The sequence below is a fragment of the Streptomyces sp. NBC_00091 genome (assembly GCF_026343185.1).
GTDB lineage: Bacteria > Actinomycetota > Actinomycetes > Streptomycetales > Streptomycetaceae > Streptomyces.
Genome location: NZ_JAPEMA010000001.1, coordinates 5,911,074 through 5,930,295 on the forward strand (window position 1 = coordinate 5,911,074; position 19,222 = coordinate 5,930,295).

Genomic DNA, 19,222 nt, shown 5'->3' on the forward strand with positions numbered 1-19,222 from the left:
GATAGTGGGGCTGTGAGCGACTGGTCGCAGGAATCGGGAGACACGGGCGCGGCCGAGACGGCCGCCTGGTCCGGGAGTGAGGGAGCGCGGGCCTTCGCCGCGCTGGAGGCGGCCACGGACTGGCTGCTCGGCTATCCGTTCGTCTTCCGGGCCCTGTCCCGCCGGATCGGCGCGGGCGCGGTCCTCGTGGACTACGGATGCGGGCCCGGGAAGGTGGCCGGGCACGCCGCCCGGCTGCTGGGGGCGCGGGTGGTGGGGGTGGACACCTCGCCCGAGATGCTGGCCCTCGCCCGTGCTTCGGGCACCGGGGCGGCGGAGTACCACCTGGTCGAGGACGGCCGGGTGGCCGGCCTGGCGGACGGTTGCGCGGACGCGGTCATGTGCAGCCACGTGCTCGCCTCGCTGCCCACCCAGGAGGCGGTGCTGGCCGTGTTCACGGAGATCCGCCGGCTGCTGCGGCCCGGCGGCCCCTTCGTCCTGCTGGCCACCGATCCCGCCTGCGGCGGCGTGGAGTACGCCTCCCTGCGGATCGGCGACGACCCGGGCGCGGTGTACGAGCCGGGCCAGGAGCTGACCGTACGGCTGCGGCGCACCGACGGATCCTGGCAGGAGGTGCGCAACCACGCGTGGCCCGTCGCCCTCTTGCCCGCGCTCCTGGAGCGGGCCGGCTTCCGGGACGTGGTCCAGCAGCACCCGACCGTGGAGGAGGCGCGGGAGGTGGCCGATCCCGCCCTGGTGCGCAGCCGTCCCTGGACGGCCGAGCGGGCCAGGCCCCCGCTGGTGGTCACCACGGCCCTGGCGGACTGAGCACCGTACCCCCCAGTCCAAACGTACGTATCTCGGGCGATAGTTCGACTTCGGAGATATCCAGTCGAAAGTCAGACAATCCTGTGACTCATATGGCAGCCTGCTCCGCACGGCGAAGCGCGCAGGGGCGCAGCCGTCACTGGGGAGGTCATATGCGTGGATCACTGCTGCGTACATCCCGTGCGGTGCTGACGGGTTCGCTGATGGCGCTCGGCGTCGTCGGCCTCAGCGCCGCTCCGGCCAGCGCCTGGACGGGAGGCAACGTCTGGGTCAACTTCGGCAGCTGGAACTGCCCGGGCGGCGGCTCGGTGGTCGGGGTGTACTGGGGGGTGGACGCCTACTCGAGCGGCCCGGCCGGCGGGGACTGGGGTGACAACGTCATCTACCCGCGCGTCCGGGTCGGTTCGGGGGCGTACAACACCCTGAGCTACCAGACGATGTGCAAGAAGTGGGGCTGGTACACCTACCGCGGTGTGGTGGGCCAGCGGACGCTGACCCCGTACAAGTCGGGGCTGAGCTACACCTTCTGAACGGCCCGCGGGCCGTCCGAGGACAGCGGCGGCGCCCCCGGTAACGGGGGCGCCGCCGTGCGCCGCGGGAGGAGGGGGTCAGCGCCGCAGGATCCTGCGCGAGATGCGGTCGCCCAGGAACTGGGCCGACTGCACGAGGACGATCAGGACCAGGACGGTGACCACCATCACGGAGGTGTCGAAGCGCAGGTACCCGTACGTCATGGCCAGGTTGCCCACCCCGCCGCCGCCGACCGTGCCCGCCACCGCGGAGAAGTCGATCAGCGCGACCAGCATGAAGGTCAGGCCGAGCACGAGCGGCCCGAGCGCCTCGGGCACCAGCACGGTGAGCAGGATCCGCAGCGGGCCGGCCCCCATCGAGCGGGCCGCCTCGACCACGCCCGGTTCCACGGCCAGCAGGTTGGACTCCACGATCCGGGCGATCCCGAAGGTCGCCACCACCGTCATCGGGAAGATCGCGGCATCGGTGCCGATCATGGTGCCGACCACCGCCCGGGTGACCGGGGCGAGGGCCACGATCGCGATGATGAAGGGGATGGGCCGGATGATGTTGATGAAGGCGCCCAGGACCGCGTGCACGGCCCGGTTCGGCAGGACGCCGCCCTTGCGCGTGGCGTAGAGGGCGAGCCCGACCGCGAGGCCGCCGACGCTGGAGAGCGCCAGCGTGATCAGCACCATGTAGACGGTCTCGCCCGTCGCGTCGAGGACCTTGGGCCAGAAGGTGCTCCAGTCGGCCTTCACCGGACACCCGCCTTCCCGGCAGCGGCGGGCAGGGCGAGGCCGGCGGCGACGGCCTCGACCGCCGCCCGCTCGCCCCGCAGTTCGAGGGTCACGCTGCCCAGCGGGCGCCCGCGCACCTCGCCGACCCCTCCGTGGACGAAGGCGAAGTCGACGCCGTGCTCGCGCAGCAGGGGCGAGAGGCCGTCCATGACCGGGGCGCCGTCGACCACCGGCACCGTGACCAGGTGCCCGGGATGGCGGGCGCGCAGCCGCTCCAGGAGCGGGCCGTCCGGCTCGCTGTGCAGGGCGGAGCGTACGAAGGCGGCCGTGGTGCGGTGGCGCGGGCGCGCGAAGACCTCGTACACCTCGCCGCTCTCCACCACCCGGCCGTCCTCCATGACCGCCACCCGGTCGCACAGGGTGCGTACGACCTCCATCTCGTGGGTGATCAGCAGGATGGTGACGCCCAGTTCGCGGTTGACCCGGCGCAGCAGGGCCAGTACCTCGCCGGTGGTCTGCGGGTCGAGGGCGGAGGTGGCCTCGTCGCACAGCAGCACCTTGGGCCGGGTGGCGAGGGCGCGGGCGATGCCGACCCGCTGCCGCTGCCCGCCGGAGAGCTGTTCGGGGTAGCGCCCGCCGTGCCCGGAGAGGCCGACGAACTCCAGGGTCTCCTCGGCGCGGGCCCGGGCGGCCGTGCGGTCCAGGCCGGCCAGGCGCAGCGGGTAGAGGACGTTGCCGAGGACGGTGCGCGAGCGGAAGAGGTTGAACTGCTGGAAGATCATGCCGATCTCCCGGCGGACGGGCCGCAGCCGGCGCTCGCCGAGGGCGGCCAGGTCGTGGCCGTCGACCAGGACGCTGCCGGAGGTGGGCTCCTCCAGGCCGTTGACCAGGCGCAGCAGTGTGGACTTCCCGGCTCCGCTGTGGCCGACGACCCCGAAGACACGGCCCGCCTCCACGGTCAGGCTCACGTCGTCCACGGCGACGCTCCCGCCCGGGAACTCCTTGCGTACGCCGCGCAGTTCGATGGCCGGGTGCGTGGCGGGCGCTTGCGTGGCGGTCGCGGCGGTCGTAGCCGTCGTAGCGGTCACCGTGCCAGCTGCTTCGTGATGCGGGCGAGCTCGGCCCGGAGCTCGGTGGCGGGCAGCTCGATGTGGTGGGCGGTGCCGTTGCTGGTGCGGCGGACCTCGTCCTGGACGGCCTTCGACGCGTACAGCTTCACGATCTTCGCGTAGTCGGGGTCGTCCTTGCGGTCCGCGCGGGCGGCGATCACGTTGAGGTACGGAACGGCCTGCGCACTGGCCGGGTCGTCCTTGAACAGTGCGGTCCTGGCGTCGATGCCGGCGAGTTCGGCGACCCCGTCGTTGATCACCGCGGCGTCCGCGTCCTTGAGGGTGCGCGGGGTCTGCTGGGCGTTCACCGGGGTGATCTTGATGTGTCTGGGGTTGGCGGTGATGTCGTCGGGGGTGGCGAAGAGCCCGGCGTCCTTCTTCAGTTCGATGACCTTGGCCTGCTCCAGGACGCGCAGCCCGCGGCCCTGGTTGGCGGGGTCGTTGGGCAGGGTGACCGAGGCGCCCTCGGGGAGGTCGGCGAGCTGCTTGTGCTTGCCGGAGTAGAGGCCGAGCGGCACCACCGTGGTCGCGGCGATGGGGGCGATGTCGGTCCTGTTCTCGGTGTTCGACTGGGCGAGGAAGACCAGGTGCTGGAAGGCGTTGAGCTCGATGTCGCCGGCGCTGAGCGCCTTGTTGGGCAGCGAGTAGTCGTCAAAGACCACCGGCTCGACGATGAGGCCCTCCTTCTTGGCCTCCTTCGCGAGGATGTCCCACTCGGGGGAGTTGCCCGAGACGCCCACGCGGATGCGCTTGCCGTCCGAGTCCCCGAGCCCGCAGCCGGAGAGGAGCAGCGCGAGGGCGGTTGCGGTGGTGGTGAGGGCGAGCGCGGTACGGCGGCGCGGTGATACAGCAGACATCGTGGGATCCAGTGGTAGAGGAACGCGTCAAGCGAGGTACCTCTGAACAGTAGGCATGGATCCCGATATTGACTTGATATGAAAGATCGTATTCACGATCCTGCAACGAATGAAAGGTTCAGGGTGTCGGCGGGTAGTTCTCGTCGAGCACCGCACCGAAGAGGGTCGACACGTCGCGGGAGCTCAGGCCCTGCTCGCGCGCCTCGCGCATCCACTCCCCGAGGCTGGTCCGCAGCGGGGATTCCGGGGCCGTCTGCGGGGTGGCCAGCGAGCGGGTGATGAAGGTGCCGGAGCCCTGGCGCACCTCGACGAGGCCGGACCGCTCCAGTTCGCGGTACGCCTTGAGCGTGGTGTTCGGGTTGACCTTCGTGGTGGCGGCAACTTGCGCCGCCGTGGGCAGCTTGTCGCCCTCGGTCAGCGCCCCCATGCGCAGGGCCTGCTCCACCTGCTGGACGATCTGGAGGTAGGCGGGCAGGCCGCTGCGGCGTTCGATGCGGAACACGACCACGGTGCCGCCTCCTTGATCGTTCGGGGTGTCGTTTTCAGCCTAGGGGGTGTCCGGCCCTGATCCGCCGGACACCCCTAGGGGGTGGGTGATCCGGTTCAGAGCGCCGACTGCCGGGTCCAGCGCAGGAAGGCGCCCACGAGAAGCGCGCTCAGCCCCAGGAAGACCCCCGCGGCGGTCCACTGCATGCCCGCCATCTGGCCGTGGTCGAAGTACTCCCAGACCGAGTTGACGATCCCGAGCGAGGCCCGGCAGCTCTCGGGCGAGGTCTCGTGCACGCAGGTGCCCCAGCCGTAGAGCTTGCCGGAGGCGGTCCCGATCCACTGGTCCACCTGTACCGCGTGCTCGAGCGCGGCCGGCTGGGCGCCGCCCAGCGGATAGGCGAGCATCCGGGGCGTGGCGAGCCGCTCCCGGAGCAGCCCCGCCCCGAACAGGGCGGTGCCCGCGATCACGAAGGTGGCCGTCATGGCCGGGACGGCCCGGCGGGCCAGCGCCCCGGTCATGATGCCGAGCGAGGTGGTGAACAGGGCCGTGGCCACCAGGACCGGGCCGGTCGCCTCGAACACCGAGCCGTTCAGCCAGTCTTCGGGCGCGAGCGGTCCGACGGAGTGCCACCACCAGGAGTAGAGCAGGCTCAGGATCAAGGTCGGGACCGCCGCCAGGACCAGGGCGAAGCACAGCTTCCACAGCAGCCAGCGGCTCCGGGGGACGGACTGGGTGGTGACCAGCCGCGCCGTTCCGTGCTCCTTGTCGGCGGCGATCAGCGGGGCGCCGAGGAACACGCCGAGCAGCAGCGGCAGGTAACCCAGCCAGCTGCCGAAGGAGTTGAGGTCGTTGGCGGCCCGGTTGTACACCTCGCCGTCGATGGGCCGGGCGGACGTGGCGTGCCAGCCGGTGGCGTGCAGGGTGTCCAGCATCGCGGCGCGCTGGTGGACGATGAAGGCCGCGCCGATGAGGGTCACGGCGGCGCAGGCTATGAGGGCGGTGCGGTGCTGGTGCACCAGGAGCCAGGCGAGCCCGCGCAGCCGGCGGGGGCGGGCGGCTGCGGTGTCCTGGCGGGGGGCGGCCGGGTGGCGGGCGGCCTCGTGGGGGGTGGCCGGGCTGGGCGTGGCCGGGCTGGGCGTGCTCATGCCGCGGGCTCCTCTCGGTGCAGGGGGACGGCGGTGGGGGAGAGCAGCGCGGGGGCCTCGGGCGAGCGGAGGTAGGCGAGCAGCACCTCCTCCATGCTCGGCTCCGCCAGCTGCCACGCGTCGTCCAGCGGGCCCTGGCGGCGGACCAGCGCGGTGAAGTGGCGTCCGGAGGTGCGTACTTCGATGAGGGTGTGGTGGTGCAGGGCGGCGGGCAGCCCCTGGTCCGTGCTCACCCCGGTGACCAGGGTGTGCATGGGAACCAGCTCGTCGGCCTCGCCCGCCATGCGGACGCGGCCGTCGGCGAGTACGAGTACGTAGTCACACATGTGCTCGATCTCGCTGAGCAGGTGGGAGGACATCAGTACGGTGGTCCCGTGCTCGGCCGCCTCCGACAGGAGCAGGGCGCCCATCTCGTCCCGGGCCACCGGATCGAGGTCGGCCATCGGCTCGTCCAGCAGGAGGACGTCGGGGCGCTTGCCGAAGGCGAGCGCGAAGGCCACACGGGTGCGCTGGCCGCCCGACAGGTCCCCCACGCGGGCGTTCGGCGGCACCATCCCGGAGCGGACGATCCGCTCGGCCACCGCCTGGTCCCAGGCCGGGTTGAGCTCCTGCCCCAGTCGCAGGGTCTGCGCCACGGTGAACCGGTTGAACAGCGGCTTGTCCTGGGCGAGGTAGGCCCACCGGGGCATGGCGCGGGGGCTGCCGGCGGGGGCGCCGAAGATCCGCAGCTCACCGGCCGAGGGCTGCGCGAGGCCGGCCGCGAGGCTCAGCAGGGTGCTCTTGCCCGCGCCGTTGGGCCCCACCAGGGCGGTGATGCGGCCCGCGGGGATCCGGAAGGAGCAGTCCTCCAGTGCCCAGCCCCGCCGGTACTTCTTGCCCAGCCCGCGTGCCTCCAAGGCCCATCGGCTGTCGGCCGCGCCGGAAGTGGTCATGCTTCGCACAGCCCCCTCTTTCCGTGATTCCACTAGATGAGTAATGGAATCATGCGGCGAGGGCGCGGCACTGTCAAACGGCGGTCGCCGTGCTCAGGGGGAGACCGCTCCCGGACCCGCCGGCGCGGACACCTGGTGCAGGCGCAGGGCGAGTTGGAGCTCCAGGGCGCGGTCGGGGGACTGCCAGTCGGGGCCCAGGAGGCGGCCGATCCGGTCCAGGCGCTGCACCACGGTGTTCACGTGGACGTGCAGGGCCTCCTTCGCCCTCGCCCGGCTCATGCCCGTGGCGAAGTAGACCCGCAGGGTGCGGACGAGGTCGCTGCCGCGCCGGGCGTCGTAGTCCAGGACCGGCCCGAGCGCGGCCCGTACGAAGCCGGACAGGTCCGGCCGGTCGCCCAGGAGCACACCGAGGAACCCCAGGTCCGCGAGCGTGCTCCCGTCACCGGCGCGGCCCAGGGAGCGCAGCGTTGACAGGCAGCGCAGGGCCTCCGCGTGCGCGGCCGGAAGCCCGGCGGGGCTGCCGTCGGCCCGCGCCGCACCGACCGTGACGGGCGCGCCCACCGTACGGCCGAGCGCCGCGGCCAGGCGGGCGGCGTCCGCCCCGGTGTCCTCGGAGGGCGCCAGCAGCACGGCGTGGTCGTGGTGGACCCCGGCCAGGCCCCGGCGGTCGCGGGCGTGGTGCGCGGCGGCCGTGAGCAGGCGGGGGCGCGGAGCGGTATCGCTGTGCAGGACGAACAGGGCGTGCGGGCGGGCCAGGTCCACGCCCAGGCGGCGGGCGCGGACGGCCAGGCTCCCGGGATCGGCGGACGGGCTCAGCAGGTCCCCGAGCAGCTCTCCGCGTATCCGGTCCTCGGTCTGCGCGACCGACCGGCTCAGGAGCAGCAGCAGGGCCGTCACCGTGGCGGCGCGCTCGAACAGGCGCCGCCCGGCCTCGTCCAGGCCGCGGCGGCCCGTCAGCGTGATGCTGCCCAGGAGTTCGGGGCCGGCCAGCACCGCGCACACCCAGGTGCCGGCCTCCGCGACGGCCCGGCCGCCGGCCCGGGAGGCGGCGACGGCCCGCGCGGGCGGCGGGCAGGGGTCGGCCTGCGCGCGGGCCAGCTCCGCACCGTCGGCATCGTGGATGAGGGTGCCGCCCTCCAGCAGCGCGCCGATCGCGGCCGCCACCTCGGCGATGTCCCCGCCGCGCAGGACGAGACCGGTGAGCCGGTCGTGCGCCTCCTCGGCCCGGCGCAGCGCGTCGCTGTTCTCCTGGATGACGCGGGAGGCGGCGCCCAGTTCCGCCAGGGCCCGGCGCGTCTCCTCCAGCAGCCGGGCCCCGTCGATGGCGATGGCGGCGTGGTCGGCGAGGGAGGACAGCAGCGCCACCTCGCGCGGGCCGAACTCGCGCGGGCTGCGGTCGGCGGCGAAGAGCACCCCGATCACCTTCGGGCCCAGCCGCAGGGGGACGCCCAGGATGGCGCGCAGGTCCTCCTCGCCGACGGCGCCGTCGATGGCGGCCGTGTGCCGGAAGCGCGGGTCGCGCTGGTAGTCGCCGGTGGCGTACGGACGGGCCGTCTGGGCGACGAGCCCGCCGAGCCCTTCGCCCATGCCCAGGCGCAGCTGCTGGAAGGCGGCCGACACCGAACCGTCGGTCACCCGCATGAAGGTGTCGCCCGCGGCCTCGTCGTTCAGCGACAGGTACGTGACGTCCGTGTGCAGCAGCTGCTTCGCGCGGTGCGTGATCGCCCGCAGCACCGAGTCCAGGTCCCGCAGCGCGGCCAGGTCGCCCGCGGTGTCGAACAGCGCGGTCAGCTCCGCCTCGCGGGTACGGTGCTGGATCAGGGTCCGGTGGACCTCCAGCGCCACCCGGGTGGCCTCCTCGAGGGCGGCCAGCTCCCCGGCGGGAGCGCCGGCGGCGCGCGCGGCCGCCGACGGCCGGGCGAACGCCTCCGCCGGCGCCCCCTGGGCCAGCAGGCCGAGCAGCTCCCGTACGCCTTCCGTCACGGTGGTGAGCATACGGGCGCGGCCGCGGGCGCGGTCAGCCGTTGACGGGGACGGGAGGGGCCGCGTGGGCGGGCCCGTCGAGGCTGCGGCCGCGGGTCTCGCGGGCGGCCAGGGCCGTCGCCGTGGTGACCAGCGCAGCCGCGCAGAGGTAGACGGAGACCGGCACGGAGGAGCCGTAGTCCTTCAGGAGTTCCACGGCGATGATCGGGGCCAGGGCGCCGCCGACGATGGAGGCGAGCTGCGATCCCATGGAGGCTCCCGAGTAGCGGACCCGGGTGTCGAACATCTCCGAGATGAAGGCCGCCTGCGGACCGTACATCGCCCCGTGCAGCAGCAGACCGGCGGTGACCGCGGCGGCGATCACCGGGAAGGACCGGGAGTCCAGCAGGGCGAAGAAGGCGAACGCCCAGCCCGCCATGCCGACCGAGCCCACGAGCGTGACGGCGCGCCGGCCGATCCGGTCCGACAGCGCGCCCCACAGCGGGATGGTCACGAAGTGCACGGCCGAGCCGATCAGCACGGCGTTCAGGGCGTCGCCCTTGGGCAGGTGGAGGTGGACGGTGACGTAGACGAGGAGGAAGGCCGTGAGCACGTAGTACGAGATGTTCTCGCCCAGGCGCACACCGATCGCGGTGAGCACGCCGCGCCGCCCCGAGCGCAGCACCTCGACCACCGGCGGCCGGTGCTTCGCCCCCGCCGCCTCCTCGGCCTCGGCCCTGGCCCGCGCCTCCAGGAAGGCGGGGGACTCGGAGACCGAGACGCGGATCCACAGCCCGACTGCCACCAGCACCCCGGAGAGCAGGAAGGGTATCCGCCAGCCCCAGGCGAGGAACGCCTCGTCCGACTGGACGGCGGCGAGCAGCGCCAGCACCCCGGTGGCCAGCAGGTTGCCGCCGGGAGCGCCGGCCTGCGGCCAGGACGCCCAGAACCCGCGGTGCCGGTCGTCCCCGTGCTCGGCGACGAGCAGCACCGCGCCGCCCCACTCCCCGCCCAGCGCGAAGCCCTGCACCAGCCGCAGCACGGTCAGCAGCACGGCCGCGGCGCCGCCGACGCTCGCGTGCGTCGGCAGCAGCCCGATCGCGAAGGTGGCCCCGCCCATCATCAGCAGGCTCAGCACCAGCAGCCGCTTGCGCCCGATCCGGTCGCCGTAGTGCCCGAACACCATCCCGCCGAGCGGCCGAGCGGCGAAGCCGACCGCGTAGGTGAGGAACGCCAGCAGGGTCCCCACCAGGGGATCGCTGGCGGGGAAGAACAGCTTGTTGAACACCAGGGCGGCGGCGGAGCCGTAGAGGAAGAAGTCGTACCACTCGATGGTGGTCCCGACGAGACTGGCGGCGACGACTCTCCTGATGCTGCCGGGATGCGCTGACGGTATGGCAGAGGCGGCCATGGTTACCACTTCCGGACGAGTGCGGGGACGTTCCGATGTCGCCACACCCTAGGAACGCCCAGGTCAACGGCCCATGGTGCCCGTCACCACACTTCCCGCCCGAAGGGTGTGCGCCCCACCCATCCCGCCTGTCGAACTGCCTGATAGGCCTTCGCCAGCCCGGGATCTCACCCCCGCCAAGAAGCCGGGGCTGGTCCTCGCCTACGTGCAGGGGAGTCGGCCGCGGCCGTATCGCTTGCTGCCGGGGCCCAGGATCGGTACGCCTCGCCGCCGCCCCGGCCCCGGCCTGACCGCGTCCACCCGCGCCCTCTGCGCCCGCTGCTCCTGCCGCCGGCCTCCGTCGGTGTCGCCGCTCGGTGGTCCCGGGGGTGTCAGGACCGGGCGAGAGTCAAGTCGTGACAGGATTCCTCGATCCAGCCGAGGGGGACCCCGCTGGGCAGAGCGTCGTCACGCAAGTCGGTTGTCAGCGCGTCCCAGTTGTCATAGCCGTGGGCCTTCGCTATCGAGTCCCTGACCCTGGTCTCATGCGGAGGTGTCACCTCCGTTCTGCTCGTCTTGTGATCCTTCAGCCGGTGAACCGCATGCCACAGCATCACTTCCGTCTCGAACTGCCTGAAATGATGAATCTTGTCCATCAGGTTTGCGGACAGTGACGGAATGTCCAGGAAGAGGCGCGCGAGAGCTGGCTCGACCGAGGAATTTCGGGACAGCTTCGAATCGCTCCCGGTGTTCAGTCCTGCGAAATCGAGCTGTCCGGCCAGCAGGAACCGGATGTATTTCTGATACCGGCCGGTTCCGAAGATGAACGGAGGGAGTGACAGGTCGAGTTCTTCACGGCTGTGGCCGAGAAGCGGGTCGTGCGAGGCGTATCGGGGCCCTTGGCTGAATCGGCGGTCGTTTCCATCGGCAGGTGCCCCGTCGGGCAGGAGCGAAAGAAAGCGAACAGCCCTCAGTGCGTCCACCCTCTTGATGTCGACGGAGGCTGCGACTTCACCTATCACGCCACTCGGGTCGTCGATCCCGGCTTTCTTGAACAGAAGCCGCCAGACCCGGTCGGGATAGTACGATTCGGCGGCGACCCGGTGAAGCTCCACACCCTGGGACCGGGTGATCAGCTTGAGACCGTACAGCTTTCTGATCGCCGCACGGATATTGACCAGGGCGACGCTCACCGCCGAGTGGTCGTCGTCGGGATCCGTCGCGACCACCACGGGGTCGTCCGAATCGAAGAGGCCGGACCGGTACATCCTGTAGACGGCTCCGACACCGTGGACGCCGACGGGCCAGCATTCCGCGGCCCGTATGGCCCCCATACTGGACGCCCCGACGATCTGAGCGCCGTCGCGAGCCACCTCGACGACCTCTCGCGGTGACACCGGGAGCACCTGCGAAAACGATCCGTCGATGATGAGGATCCGGGAGCTTCCGCTTTCTCTGGCCCGGTAGACGTCGCCGCGTTTCGCGGGGGGAAGGACGTGCGCCTGCGGCATAAGGGCCCGTGCCTCGCCCGGCGGCAGGGACGGCCCGGTGAATATGGTGGTTCTCATGGCTCAGATCACCGATTCCAGCAGGCGGAGGGTAGGGGTGCGCGAACTCTCACCGTAGGGAGACGCGAGGCCCGGAATCAGGACACGAACCACCGGCACGCCGAGATCCTCGCGGGTGAGTTCTGTCACCAGGCACTTTTCGTGTCCTGCGTCCCGCAGCCGGCCGACGACCGTGTGTATGTTCTGCAGGATGCTGCCGCTGCCGTCCTTGGCCTGCGGGAACGCCAGGGAGCCGGGGTTCCGGTAAAGAGAGTCGATCCGCTTCAGCTCGGCCGGCCTGCGCCTGGCGCGCCCGGTCTCGAACACCTCTCGCGCGCCCGTGGCGAAGCTGGCGTGACCTTGGCACGCCTCGGTGAGAGCGCGAAGCAGCGCCCGTTCGGGCTGGAGGTCGGCCCCGTACCCGGGGAAGTAGGTCACCTTGCCCTCCTGCCCGAAGTAGCCGTCGTCGAAAAGGACGACCCGGATGACCGGAACGTCGATCACGTTGGTCAGATCCTGTATCCGGACAACCAGACCCTGACCGGTCAGCGCGTCGATGAACTCCTTCGCGGTTCCGGCTGGAACCGACTCCGGGGATATGACCCTCAAAGGTCGACGAGGAGAGAAAAGCGGGTCGTGGTGAGCGGAGTAAAACGCTTCCTCCGACACCGCGTCGCGCTCGACAAGCTCACAGACCGCGTGGAGGACCGCCTCTGAATACGTATTCCCGGAGGCGAGCCCGTTGGTCTCGATCCGCGCCGTCATGCCTTCCGTGGAGGGATTGAGGACGAGGTCGGTCGGTACCAGATGATGGCCCCCCTGCGCCAGGTCGTACGCCCCCGTCCAGGAGAAAACGGCGTCGGGCCGGTACGTCGTGTCCTGCGGCAGGCTGAAGTCCTCCGGGTCGACCGCAGCGGCGGGAGCGAGTTCCTTGTAGGAACCCCTGACGATCCGGAGGGCCGGAATTTCCTCGGCCGAGACTCGCTCGATCGCCTCCATGACGGCGCTGAGCTTCGCCGCGATCGGCGTCGCCCCCTTTCCCGCGCTCACCGTCAGGTCTTTGGCCAGAGGAGTCACGGCCGACCACACGGGGGAGCTGATGTAATCCAGGGGGGTGGTGTCGTACACGCGCGTGACGGGGACGCGAGGCAGCAGTGGTTTCAGGGAGTCCCACGTCTCCTTGAAACTTCTGGCGTGTCCGGCCTTCGTGCTTTCCGCATCAGGCTGAAAGCTGTCCGGGCGAAGGGCTGTCAGGCTGTCCGGTTTGACCATGATCGTGATGCCTTATCTGGAAGCGGGGATCGATGGGAACGCGGACCGCCGCGCGTCGCTGCGCTTCAGGAGCCGGCGGAGCGGGCCGGAGAGGGGCGACGGTCGCCGGTCCACGCGGCCCTGCCGGCGCTCGTCACGGCACAGGGACCGCGACGGCCCGGTCCGTGCCCCTGCGGCCTGCCTCAGGCGTCCCGCGTGACCACGAGGTCGTCGGCGAAACGCGCCCCGAAGTCCCCCTTCCACACCGCGGTCAGCCGAGGCAGCTGCTCCAACAGGCCTGTCGACGCGAGTTGCAGCATCATCTCCCTCATGACCTGCCGCGTGAGTCCGGCGGCCAGACACGCGTGCCGGCCCCGCCCGAAGGCGACATGGCGAGCCCCGGTCCTGTCCGCACGGAAGGTGCCCGGGTCGGCGAACCGCCTCGGGTCGCGGTTGGCTGCCACGAGTACGAGGACCACGCGCGACTCGGCCCGTACGGTGTGACCGTGCAGGGTCAGATCGGACAGCGCGCGCCTGGTGGCCAAGTGGAAGGGCGTGACAAGCCGCAGCGCCTCGTCCACGGCCCCGTCGACGTCTTCCTTCAGGTCGACGGCGGCGCTCTCCGGGCCGGTCAACGCCTCCAACAGGCGTGCGACAGCCGCCGCGGTGGGTTCCAGCGCGCCACTCACCAGTTGGGCGTATATCGCGGTCGCGTCCAGAAGATCCAACGTCCCGTCGGACAGAGCGCGGCTCAGCGCCGAGGCGAGGACCCCCCGGGGAACCGCGCAGCGCTGCGCGACGAGCCCGGTCAGCTCGTCCATGGCCTCTTCCGCGAGCCGCCCGATGTCGGGGTCGTACGTCTCGATCGGCCCGACGGCCAGGATCCGGGTGGCGCAGTCGGCGAGCTGTGCCAAGCCGTCCGTCTCCTCGTCCAGGAGATCGCTCAGGCCGGCTGCCAGAGCCGGCCTGACGACATCGGCGAACAGCCTGTCAGGCGTCACCGTGGAACTGGTCGCCGCGATGGAATCCGCCATCGCGGCGACCATCTGCCGAACGGCGGCGGGCGTGAACAGCGGCAGGAGCAGACGCCGCATACCGGTGTGCCGCGGCGGATCGGAGAACACGGGCCAGCGGTCGATGAACTCCGTCACCCGCCAGTAGGTGTTCTCCTGCTCTTCCGTCAGCGAGGGCGGGCAATAGGTTTCCACCTGGGCGCCGAGCCGGGGATCAGGGAGAAGTTCGTACACGTCGTCGTATCGCGTCACGTACCACGTGTTCGTGATCTCGTCCCAGTGCACACCGTGCGACTCACGCAGTTCGTCGAACCACTTGACCGGTTCCGCTTCCCGGTCCGTCGGGATCTGCGGCACCGTGGTTTCCGCCGTTACGTTGTCCATCACAAACCAACCCGTTCAATTCACGCGCTTCTTAAGGCTGACGTAGTACCGGGGGAGGGGGTTACAGGAGAGATCGGTCGGCGAGCAGATAGCTAGTCAGCTCCTGTCGCGCTTCTGCCGACTGCGGCACGGCCGCATACGTCGTGGTGATCTGCCGCCGCTTGTCGGCACCGCCGAACGACGCATGGTAGGAGTGCGGATCGAAGACGATGAGGTCACCGGGGGAGGAGTCGACGGTGAAGGCCGGCACCTCGGCGGGCCGCATCCCGAGGCGACGCAGCGGGTTCTCCATCTCCGCGGCGAACGAGTCCCAGCTCCCGCCTCTGCGGTGGGTGCCGGGAATGATCCGCAGCGCTCCGGTGTCGCCGTCGAGCGGCTCCAGATACTGGACGATCTTGAGGAGCCGGAGAGCGCGGTGGTTGCCGTCCCGGTGCCAGTAGGTGGCACCGTTGTAGCGGACTCCGTCGCCGCCGACATAGACGACGTCCGTGCCCAGCAGCCTACGTGCCACCCGAGGACACCGGTCGTCGGCCAGGAGCACCTTCTGGAGCACCGCGCTGCGCTCGGCGATCCGGGCGACGCCCGCACGCCCCTGCCGGCCGACCTGCGGGAAGTTCTCGAAGACGTCTTCGAAGGCGTCGGCGACGGCCGCCACGACGTCGTTCTGCACGCCGCGCAGGTGAAGGAATCCGAACGTCCTGAAGCGGGTGACCTCGGCGTCGGTCACCGACAAAGAGGTGAGTCTCATCCGATTGACACCGATCCGGAGACGTAGCGGTTGAGGAAGTAGCGGCGCGTGTCGCGCTGCTCGGTCTCGGTCACCGGGTCACCGACACAGTTGAACGCCAGCTGCCGTCGTATGCCGCCGTGCCATGCCGAGTGCAGGACGTTCGTGTCGAAGACGATGGCGTCGCCGGGCTGGGACTCGACGACCACCGCCGGAACGTCGCCACCGGTGAGACCGAGGTCCTCCCTGTGCCTGATGACGTGCTGGGTCGGTTCCCCGAGCCAGCCGTTGTCGGCTCGATGCGAACCGGGAAGGAAGCGCAGGGCACCCGTGTCGTGCGCGGTGGTGTCCAGGTACAGAGCGAAACGCAGGAACGGCGTGGTGTAGAAACCGTCCGAGTGCCAGTACGAGTCGCCGACGAGCGCGTTGGCATCGCTGGTGATGACCTGGTGGTTGCGTTCGAAGAACGCCCCGCAGATCGCGCCCACCCACGCCGATCCGGAGATCAGCCCCAGCTCGGGCATCTCGTTGAGGGCGTCGAACCTGGTGACCCTCTCGTTCGGCGCACCGTCCGCCGGCAGGTCGATCAGCCGGCCGAAAGCACGCTGCAGTTCCTCCACGGTGTCCGCGGCGGCTCCCCGGAGGTGGGCGAATCCGAACACCCGCAGCTGCTGCGCGACCTCCGCCTCATCGAGTGACATGGGACCGCCCGGGTGCGGAGTGCCGAGCAGCGGACGTGAGCCGGGCCGGCCCCGCCTCGTAGTCATCCAGCTGCTCCTTGGTCCGAGGGCCGATGACCACGGCTTCGGGGCTGTAGATCTCGTGAATCTCGGAGATCCTGGCGGCGATCGCCTCCGCCCTGCGCTCGGGCGGTACCGCCCGCAGCCGAGAGCCGCCCGAGAAGAGACTGCGGACCACGAGACGGTAGTCGGCGAGGAGGCGCGTCACGTTCGTGTCCTGCGGATCCAGCTGGTCCGCCTCGCACATGAGCACGCTGCCGGCGGGCAGCCTGCCGGCGATCTGAGGCAGACTCACGTCCGGCAGGAGCACACTGACGCCCACCAGATCCGCCTGCCCCGTCTGTGAGCAGTGCCTCGCGAACCCGGCGAAGTCGATGTCCGACAGCCGCCTCGGCTCCGGATTGTGCACGAAGGCGACCTCGACGTGGTCGCGCCCGAGCCGCTTCAGGCTTCCCTCCAGCGACTTGGCCATTCCTTCCAGGCTGTAGTCCAGGGTGGGCAGGGGAGTGGTGGTGTCGATCCCGACCTTGGTCCAGACCGACGCGTCGCGGGGAAGGTGCGCGCCGAGGTCCTCCTCCGCTCTCCCGCGGGCATACACGGGCGAGGTGTCGAACGTGGTGAAGCCCTGAGCGATCGCGCCCTCGACGAACTCCCGGCCCTCGTCCGCGTCGCGGCCCAGCACCATCAGGCCGTTGAAGGACCCCGAGCAGCGCATGGTGCCGATCACCACGGACGGCTGATCCTGCATCGTGTTCATGGACAACTCACCCTTCCTGGGATTCCGAACGGCAGATCGCCATGCAGGCCAGACCGGTGGTCGGTGGTTCGCAGAACGACTGCTCGAGCGCTTCGCGGATCTCCTGCCGTGTCGCGAAGACCGACACCTGCTGAGAGCTGTCGTAGGGGCAGCGGCGCAGGAAGCCGTCCGCGGACAGGTACAGCCGCGCGGACTGGCAGGACCGGACGACCGGGCCGCGCAGCCACTGGTGGTAGTCCGACACCACTGTCCTCAACTGCTCCGACATGCCGAAGAACGTGTCGATCAACGCCAGGTCGCGCTTGAGGTGGGGATTCTCGAAACGGAACGTCGACGACGGCAGCAGCGGGCTGACCTCCACCGGGACATCGGCCGTCTCGACCACCGAGACGATGGCCTTCAGGTCGGCTTCGTCCAGCTCGTATGCGGTGACATGCAGGCTCGCCCGACGGTGTCCCAACGCCTCGAAGACCTTCGGCGTCGAGGAGATCGTCCGGCCGGTGCGGCCGATCTCGTCCGCTCTACGGCTGTCGGCGGAGACGGTGACGTGACTGAGCATGCCCGCGACGCCGGCGATGGCATCGAGTCGCGGGCCGGTCCTGGCGGCGGTTACCACCGAGGTGCGGAAGCCGAACTGGAGTGCGATACGCACGAGTTGACGGAACTCCGGGTGGTCGGTCGGCTCGCCGCCGGACAAGCACAGTTCGTCCACGCCGAGTTCGTGGAGCCGCGACAGTGCCCGGGCGTAGGTGCTGAGGCTCAGGACGTCGCGTCCGACATCGGCCCGAAAGCAGAACCGGCAGTTCACTTCGCAGTTGTCGGCGGTCGAGACGAGCACTCCTCGGAGTGCTCCGAGGCTGTCGGTCACTGCAATCCCGTCTGGTCGGTGAGGGCGAGTTCGAGACCGACCTGGAAGAAGTCGCACATCTGCGGATCGGGCTCGGGGTTGTTCCGGAGCGAGACGTCGTTGCGGGACGGACCACCGCAGACGGCGGCGGCGGGGCACTCTCCGCACTGCTTCGCCGGCAGGAGGTTCTTGGCGGCTCCCGCCAGCAGCTCAGGCTGCTCCCGAAGCTGACTGATCGGGAAGACGAACGAGTCGTCGCGCCAGTTCAGGTCGAGGATGGAGATGCGCCCGCGGGACAGCAGAGCCGCGTTCAGGCCGCCGTCCTGCTGGATGTGCTCGTACATTTTCGGCAGGCGGGTGTCCAGGGCCTGATAGATGCGGTCGAGCGAGGAGAACAGCATGGCACCGCGGGACAGCGCCAGAAGCCGCGAACGGAACACCGCGCGGCACAGCGCCTCGCCGTCGACGTGCCAGCGGCCGGAGATCGGAATGGGGGTGTTGACGTAGATGAAGTTGATGCCGAGGGACAGCACGTACTCGACGGTGTCCGGCAGGTTGCTCACATTGATCGGCGTGGGGGTGAGGTTGCAGCCCACGTGCACCCCGGCATCGATCAGCCGCTGGATGTTCCGGTGGATCCGCTTGTCCGCAGGCTTGCCCGACAGCAGGAACCGCTCGACCTGGTTGTCGTCCGGAGCCCCGTCGAAGGAGACGCCCACGCCGTACTTGAACTTCTTGAAGTGCTCGATCATGGGGTCCTTGATCAGGACACCGTTGGTGACGACGGTGAACTGCACACGCCCCACGCCGTGCTTCTCGGCGAGTTCGAGAGCGTACTCGTCTCCGTACTGCATCAGGTCGAACCGGGTGGTCGGCTCACCGCCGAACCACTGAATGGTGACCTCGTCCTGGCCGGCGTTCTGCTCGAAGAGGTACTCGAGCCCTTCGCGGAGGTCGGGGATGGTGATGTCGTCGGCGCCCGTGTTGGTGTCCACGAAGCAGTACGTGCAGGTCATGTTGCAGCGGTCGGTCACCACGATGCGGTATCCGCTGATCCGCGGCGGCTTTCCGGTCATGCCCAGCCCGTTGATCCGGTCGAAGATCAGATCACGCTGAGGTGCGGCCGGCGGCTCGGGAGTGAAGCCCAGCTGCTTCATCTCCGCCAGAATCCGGGGCTCGTTGTCGCGGATCTGCTTCATCTCGTCGGCGGTGAGACTCGCGCTCCCCAGGGAGACGGGATCGAAAACAATACCCTCCGCCCCCTGAGTGACAAGCAAATACTTGTTCCAGAGTCGATCGGCATCGTTCGTCACGGTGAACTCCTAAAGAAACGGAACCAGCCATGCGTCGGATCGAACCGCACAGCGAGAAGCCCGCTGCGGTGCCACCGTCGCTTGCCGATGGCACCGCAGCAGGATGGAGCGATTAGTCTTCTTGCGTGATATTCGCGTCCCTCAGGACACCCTGAACGATCTCGGTGTAGTGCTTCTTGAGATGCTCGGTGTTCTCGGACGTCGCACCGTCGGCGAGGACGATGATGCCGGGCAGCGACGGGTTGGGCGCCATGAGGACGATGCCCGGCGGGTCAAGGCTGATCGCCATGACGGCGTCCTCGACCGGCACCCACTCGATCCGCTCCTTGACGGCGTCCATCACGCCGACCTGCTTGGCCTTGAAGTCTTCGCGCTCGCCGAACCACACGCCCGACTTACCGCGCGACCCCACGGCGTCGGCGTAGATGAGGTGGTTGTCCTTCTGTTCGCGAGGTTTGGGCATTCGAACGCCTCCTAAGAAAGGGTCACATTCGGTCCGCGCTGCCCCGGAGCTGAATTACCGATTGCTCCACGGGTTTTTGGCGCATATTGCGACCGCTGACGCCCACTCTTGCACGCCGGGGAATATACGTGGTCCATCCCTGGTATATTCGACGTGCGCCTCGCCTATTCGGCATTCCCGCTCCAGGCGAGGGGATTTTAGCGACGTGACGCGATGTGCCGATATGGGTCGGCGACCG

19 protein-coding genes are annotated in these 19,222 nt (G+C 70.0%); 2 read left to right on the forward strand and 17 right to left on the reverse strand.

What is annotated here, in order from left to right; all coding sequences use genetic code 11:
- The first annotated feature begins 12 nt into the window (after positions 1-12).
- Together OOK34_RS27225 and OOK34_RS27230 are read left to right on the forward strand one after the other, a co-directional pair.
- Positions 13-807: a class I SAM-dependent methyltransferase gene (locus tag OOK34_RS27225; protein WP_267036494.1), complete on the forward strand. Its 795-nt coding sequence runs from the start codon at positions 13-15 to the stop codon at positions 805-807.
- A gap of 152 nt (positions 808-959) precedes the next feature.
- Complete coding sequence (locus OOK34_RS27230) at positions 960-1,337, forward strand: hypothetical protein (protein ID WP_267036495.1); 378 nt, start codon at positions 960-962, stop codon at positions 1,335-1,337.
- Between the two features lie 78 nt (positions 1,338-1,415).
- Here OOK34_RS27230 and OOK34_RS27235 read toward each other — a convergent pair whose 3' ends face one another.
- From OOK34_RS27235 to OOK34_RS27315, 17 genes are all read right to left on the reverse strand, one after another.
- Entirely contained in the window at positions 1,416-2,078 is a 663-nt protein-coding gene (locus OOK34_RS27235) for a methionine ABC transporter permease (RefSeq protein ID WP_267036496.1), read from the reverse strand.
- A complete protein-coding gene (locus OOK34_RS27240; RefSeq protein WP_267036497.1) occupies positions 2,075-3,145 on the reverse strand; it encodes a methionine ABC transporter ATP-binding protein in 1,071 nt (356 codons plus the stop codon). Before OOK34_RS27240 ends, OOK34_RS27235 begins: the two co-directional genes overlap by 4 nt.
- The gene (locus tag OOK34_RS27245) at positions 3,142-4,023 is read right to left on the reverse strand and encodes a MetQ/NlpA family ABC transporter substrate-binding protein (protein WP_267036498.1); all 882 of its coding nucleotides are present in this window, start codon (positions 4,021-4,023) and stop codon (positions 3,142-3,144) included. Before OOK34_RS27245 ends, OOK34_RS27240 begins: the two co-directional genes overlap by 4 nt.
- 118 nt (positions 4,024-4,141) lie before the next feature.
- On the reverse strand, positions 4,142-4,531 hold the full coding sequence (locus OOK34_RS27250) for a GntR family transcriptional regulator (RefSeq protein ID WP_267036499.1): 390 nt from the start codon (positions 4,529-4,531) through the stop codon (positions 4,142-4,144).
- A 95-nt stretch (positions 4,532-4,626) separates the two neighbouring features.
- Complete coding sequence (locus tag OOK34_RS27255; RefSeq protein WP_267036500.1) at positions 4,627-5,658, reverse strand: ABC transporter permease; 1,032 nt, start codon at positions 5,656-5,658, stop codon at positions 4,627-4,629.
- Positions 5,655-6,590 (reverse strand): ABC transporter ATP-binding protein, encoded by a 936-nt coding sequence (locus OOK34_RS27260; protein WP_267036501.1) that lies wholly within the window; start codon positions 6,588-6,590, stop codon positions 5,655-5,657. Before OOK34_RS27260 ends, OOK34_RS27255 begins: the two co-directional genes overlap by 4 nt.
- A gap of 93 nt (positions 6,591-6,683) precedes the next feature.
- Positions 6,684-8,585 carry a helix-turn-helix domain-containing protein gene (locus OOK34_RS27265; RefSeq protein WP_267036502.1) on the reverse strand — a complete coding sequence of 634 codons (1,902 nt, stop codon included), beginning with the start codon at positions 8,583-8,585 and terminating at the stop codon, positions 6,684-6,686.
- 22 nt (positions 8,586-8,607) lie between these two features.
- Positions 8,608-9,963, reverse strand: a complete 1,356-nt coding sequence (locus OOK34_RS27270; RefSeq protein ID WP_267036503.1) for an MFS transporter — start codon at positions 9,961-9,963, stop codon at positions 8,608-8,610.
- 371 nt (positions 9,964-10,334) lie between these two features.
- Entirely contained in the window at positions 10,335-11,510 is a 1,176-nt protein-coding gene (locus OOK34_RS27275; RefSeq protein ID WP_267036504.1) for a TfuA-like protein, read from the reverse strand.
- Between the two features lie 3 nt (positions 11,511-11,513).
- Complete coding sequence (locus OOK34_RS27280; RefSeq protein ID WP_267036505.1) at positions 11,514-12,761, reverse strand: YcaO-like family protein; 1,248 nt, start codon at positions 12,759-12,761, stop codon at positions 11,514-11,516.
- 182 nt (positions 12,762-12,943) lie between these two features.
- The gene (locus tag OOK34_RS27285; RefSeq protein ID WP_267036506.1) at positions 12,944-14,137 is read right to left on the reverse strand and encodes a cytochrome P450; all 1,194 of its coding nucleotides are present in this window, start codon (positions 14,135-14,137) and stop codon (positions 12,944-12,946) included.
- 61 nt (positions 14,138-14,198) lie between these two features.
- Positions 14,199-14,885 (reverse strand): phytanoyl-CoA dioxygenase family protein, encoded by a 687-nt coding sequence (locus tag OOK34_RS27290; RefSeq protein WP_267036507.1) that lies wholly within the window; start codon positions 14,883-14,885, stop codon positions 14,199-14,201.
- A complete protein-coding gene (locus OOK34_RS27295) occupies positions 14,882-15,565 on the reverse strand; it encodes a phytanoyl-CoA dioxygenase family protein (protein ID WP_267036508.1) in 684 nt (227 codons plus the stop codon). The genes OOK34_RS27290 and OOK34_RS27295 overlap by 4 nt, the downstream gene beginning before the upstream one ends.
- On the reverse strand, positions 15,552-16,361 hold the full coding sequence (locus tag OOK34_RS27300; protein WP_267036509.1) for an aldo/keto reductase family protein: 810 nt from the start codon (positions 16,359-16,361) through the stop codon (positions 15,552-15,554). Before OOK34_RS27300 ends, OOK34_RS27295 begins: the two co-directional genes overlap by 14 nt.
- 7 nt (positions 16,362-16,368) lie before the next feature.
- Positions 16,369-17,199, reverse strand: coding sequence for a radical SAM protein (locus OOK34_RS27305; protein ID WP_267036510.1), 831 nt, complete (start codon positions 17,197-17,199; stop codon positions 16,369-16,371).
- A 26-nt stretch (positions 17,200-17,225) separates the two neighbouring features.
- Positions 17,226-18,407, reverse strand: a complete 1,182-nt coding sequence (locus tag OOK34_RS27310; RefSeq protein WP_267036511.1) for a radical SAM protein — start codon at positions 18,405-18,407, stop codon at positions 17,226-17,228.
- 226 nt (positions 18,408-18,633) lie between these two features.
- Positions 18,634-18,984 carry a hypothetical protein gene (locus OOK34_RS27315; RefSeq protein ID WP_267036512.1) on the reverse strand — a complete coding sequence of 117 codons (351 nt, stop codon included), beginning with the start codon at positions 18,982-18,984 and terminating at the stop codon, positions 18,634-18,636.
- Between the last annotated feature and the right edge of the window lie 238 nt (positions 18,985-19,222).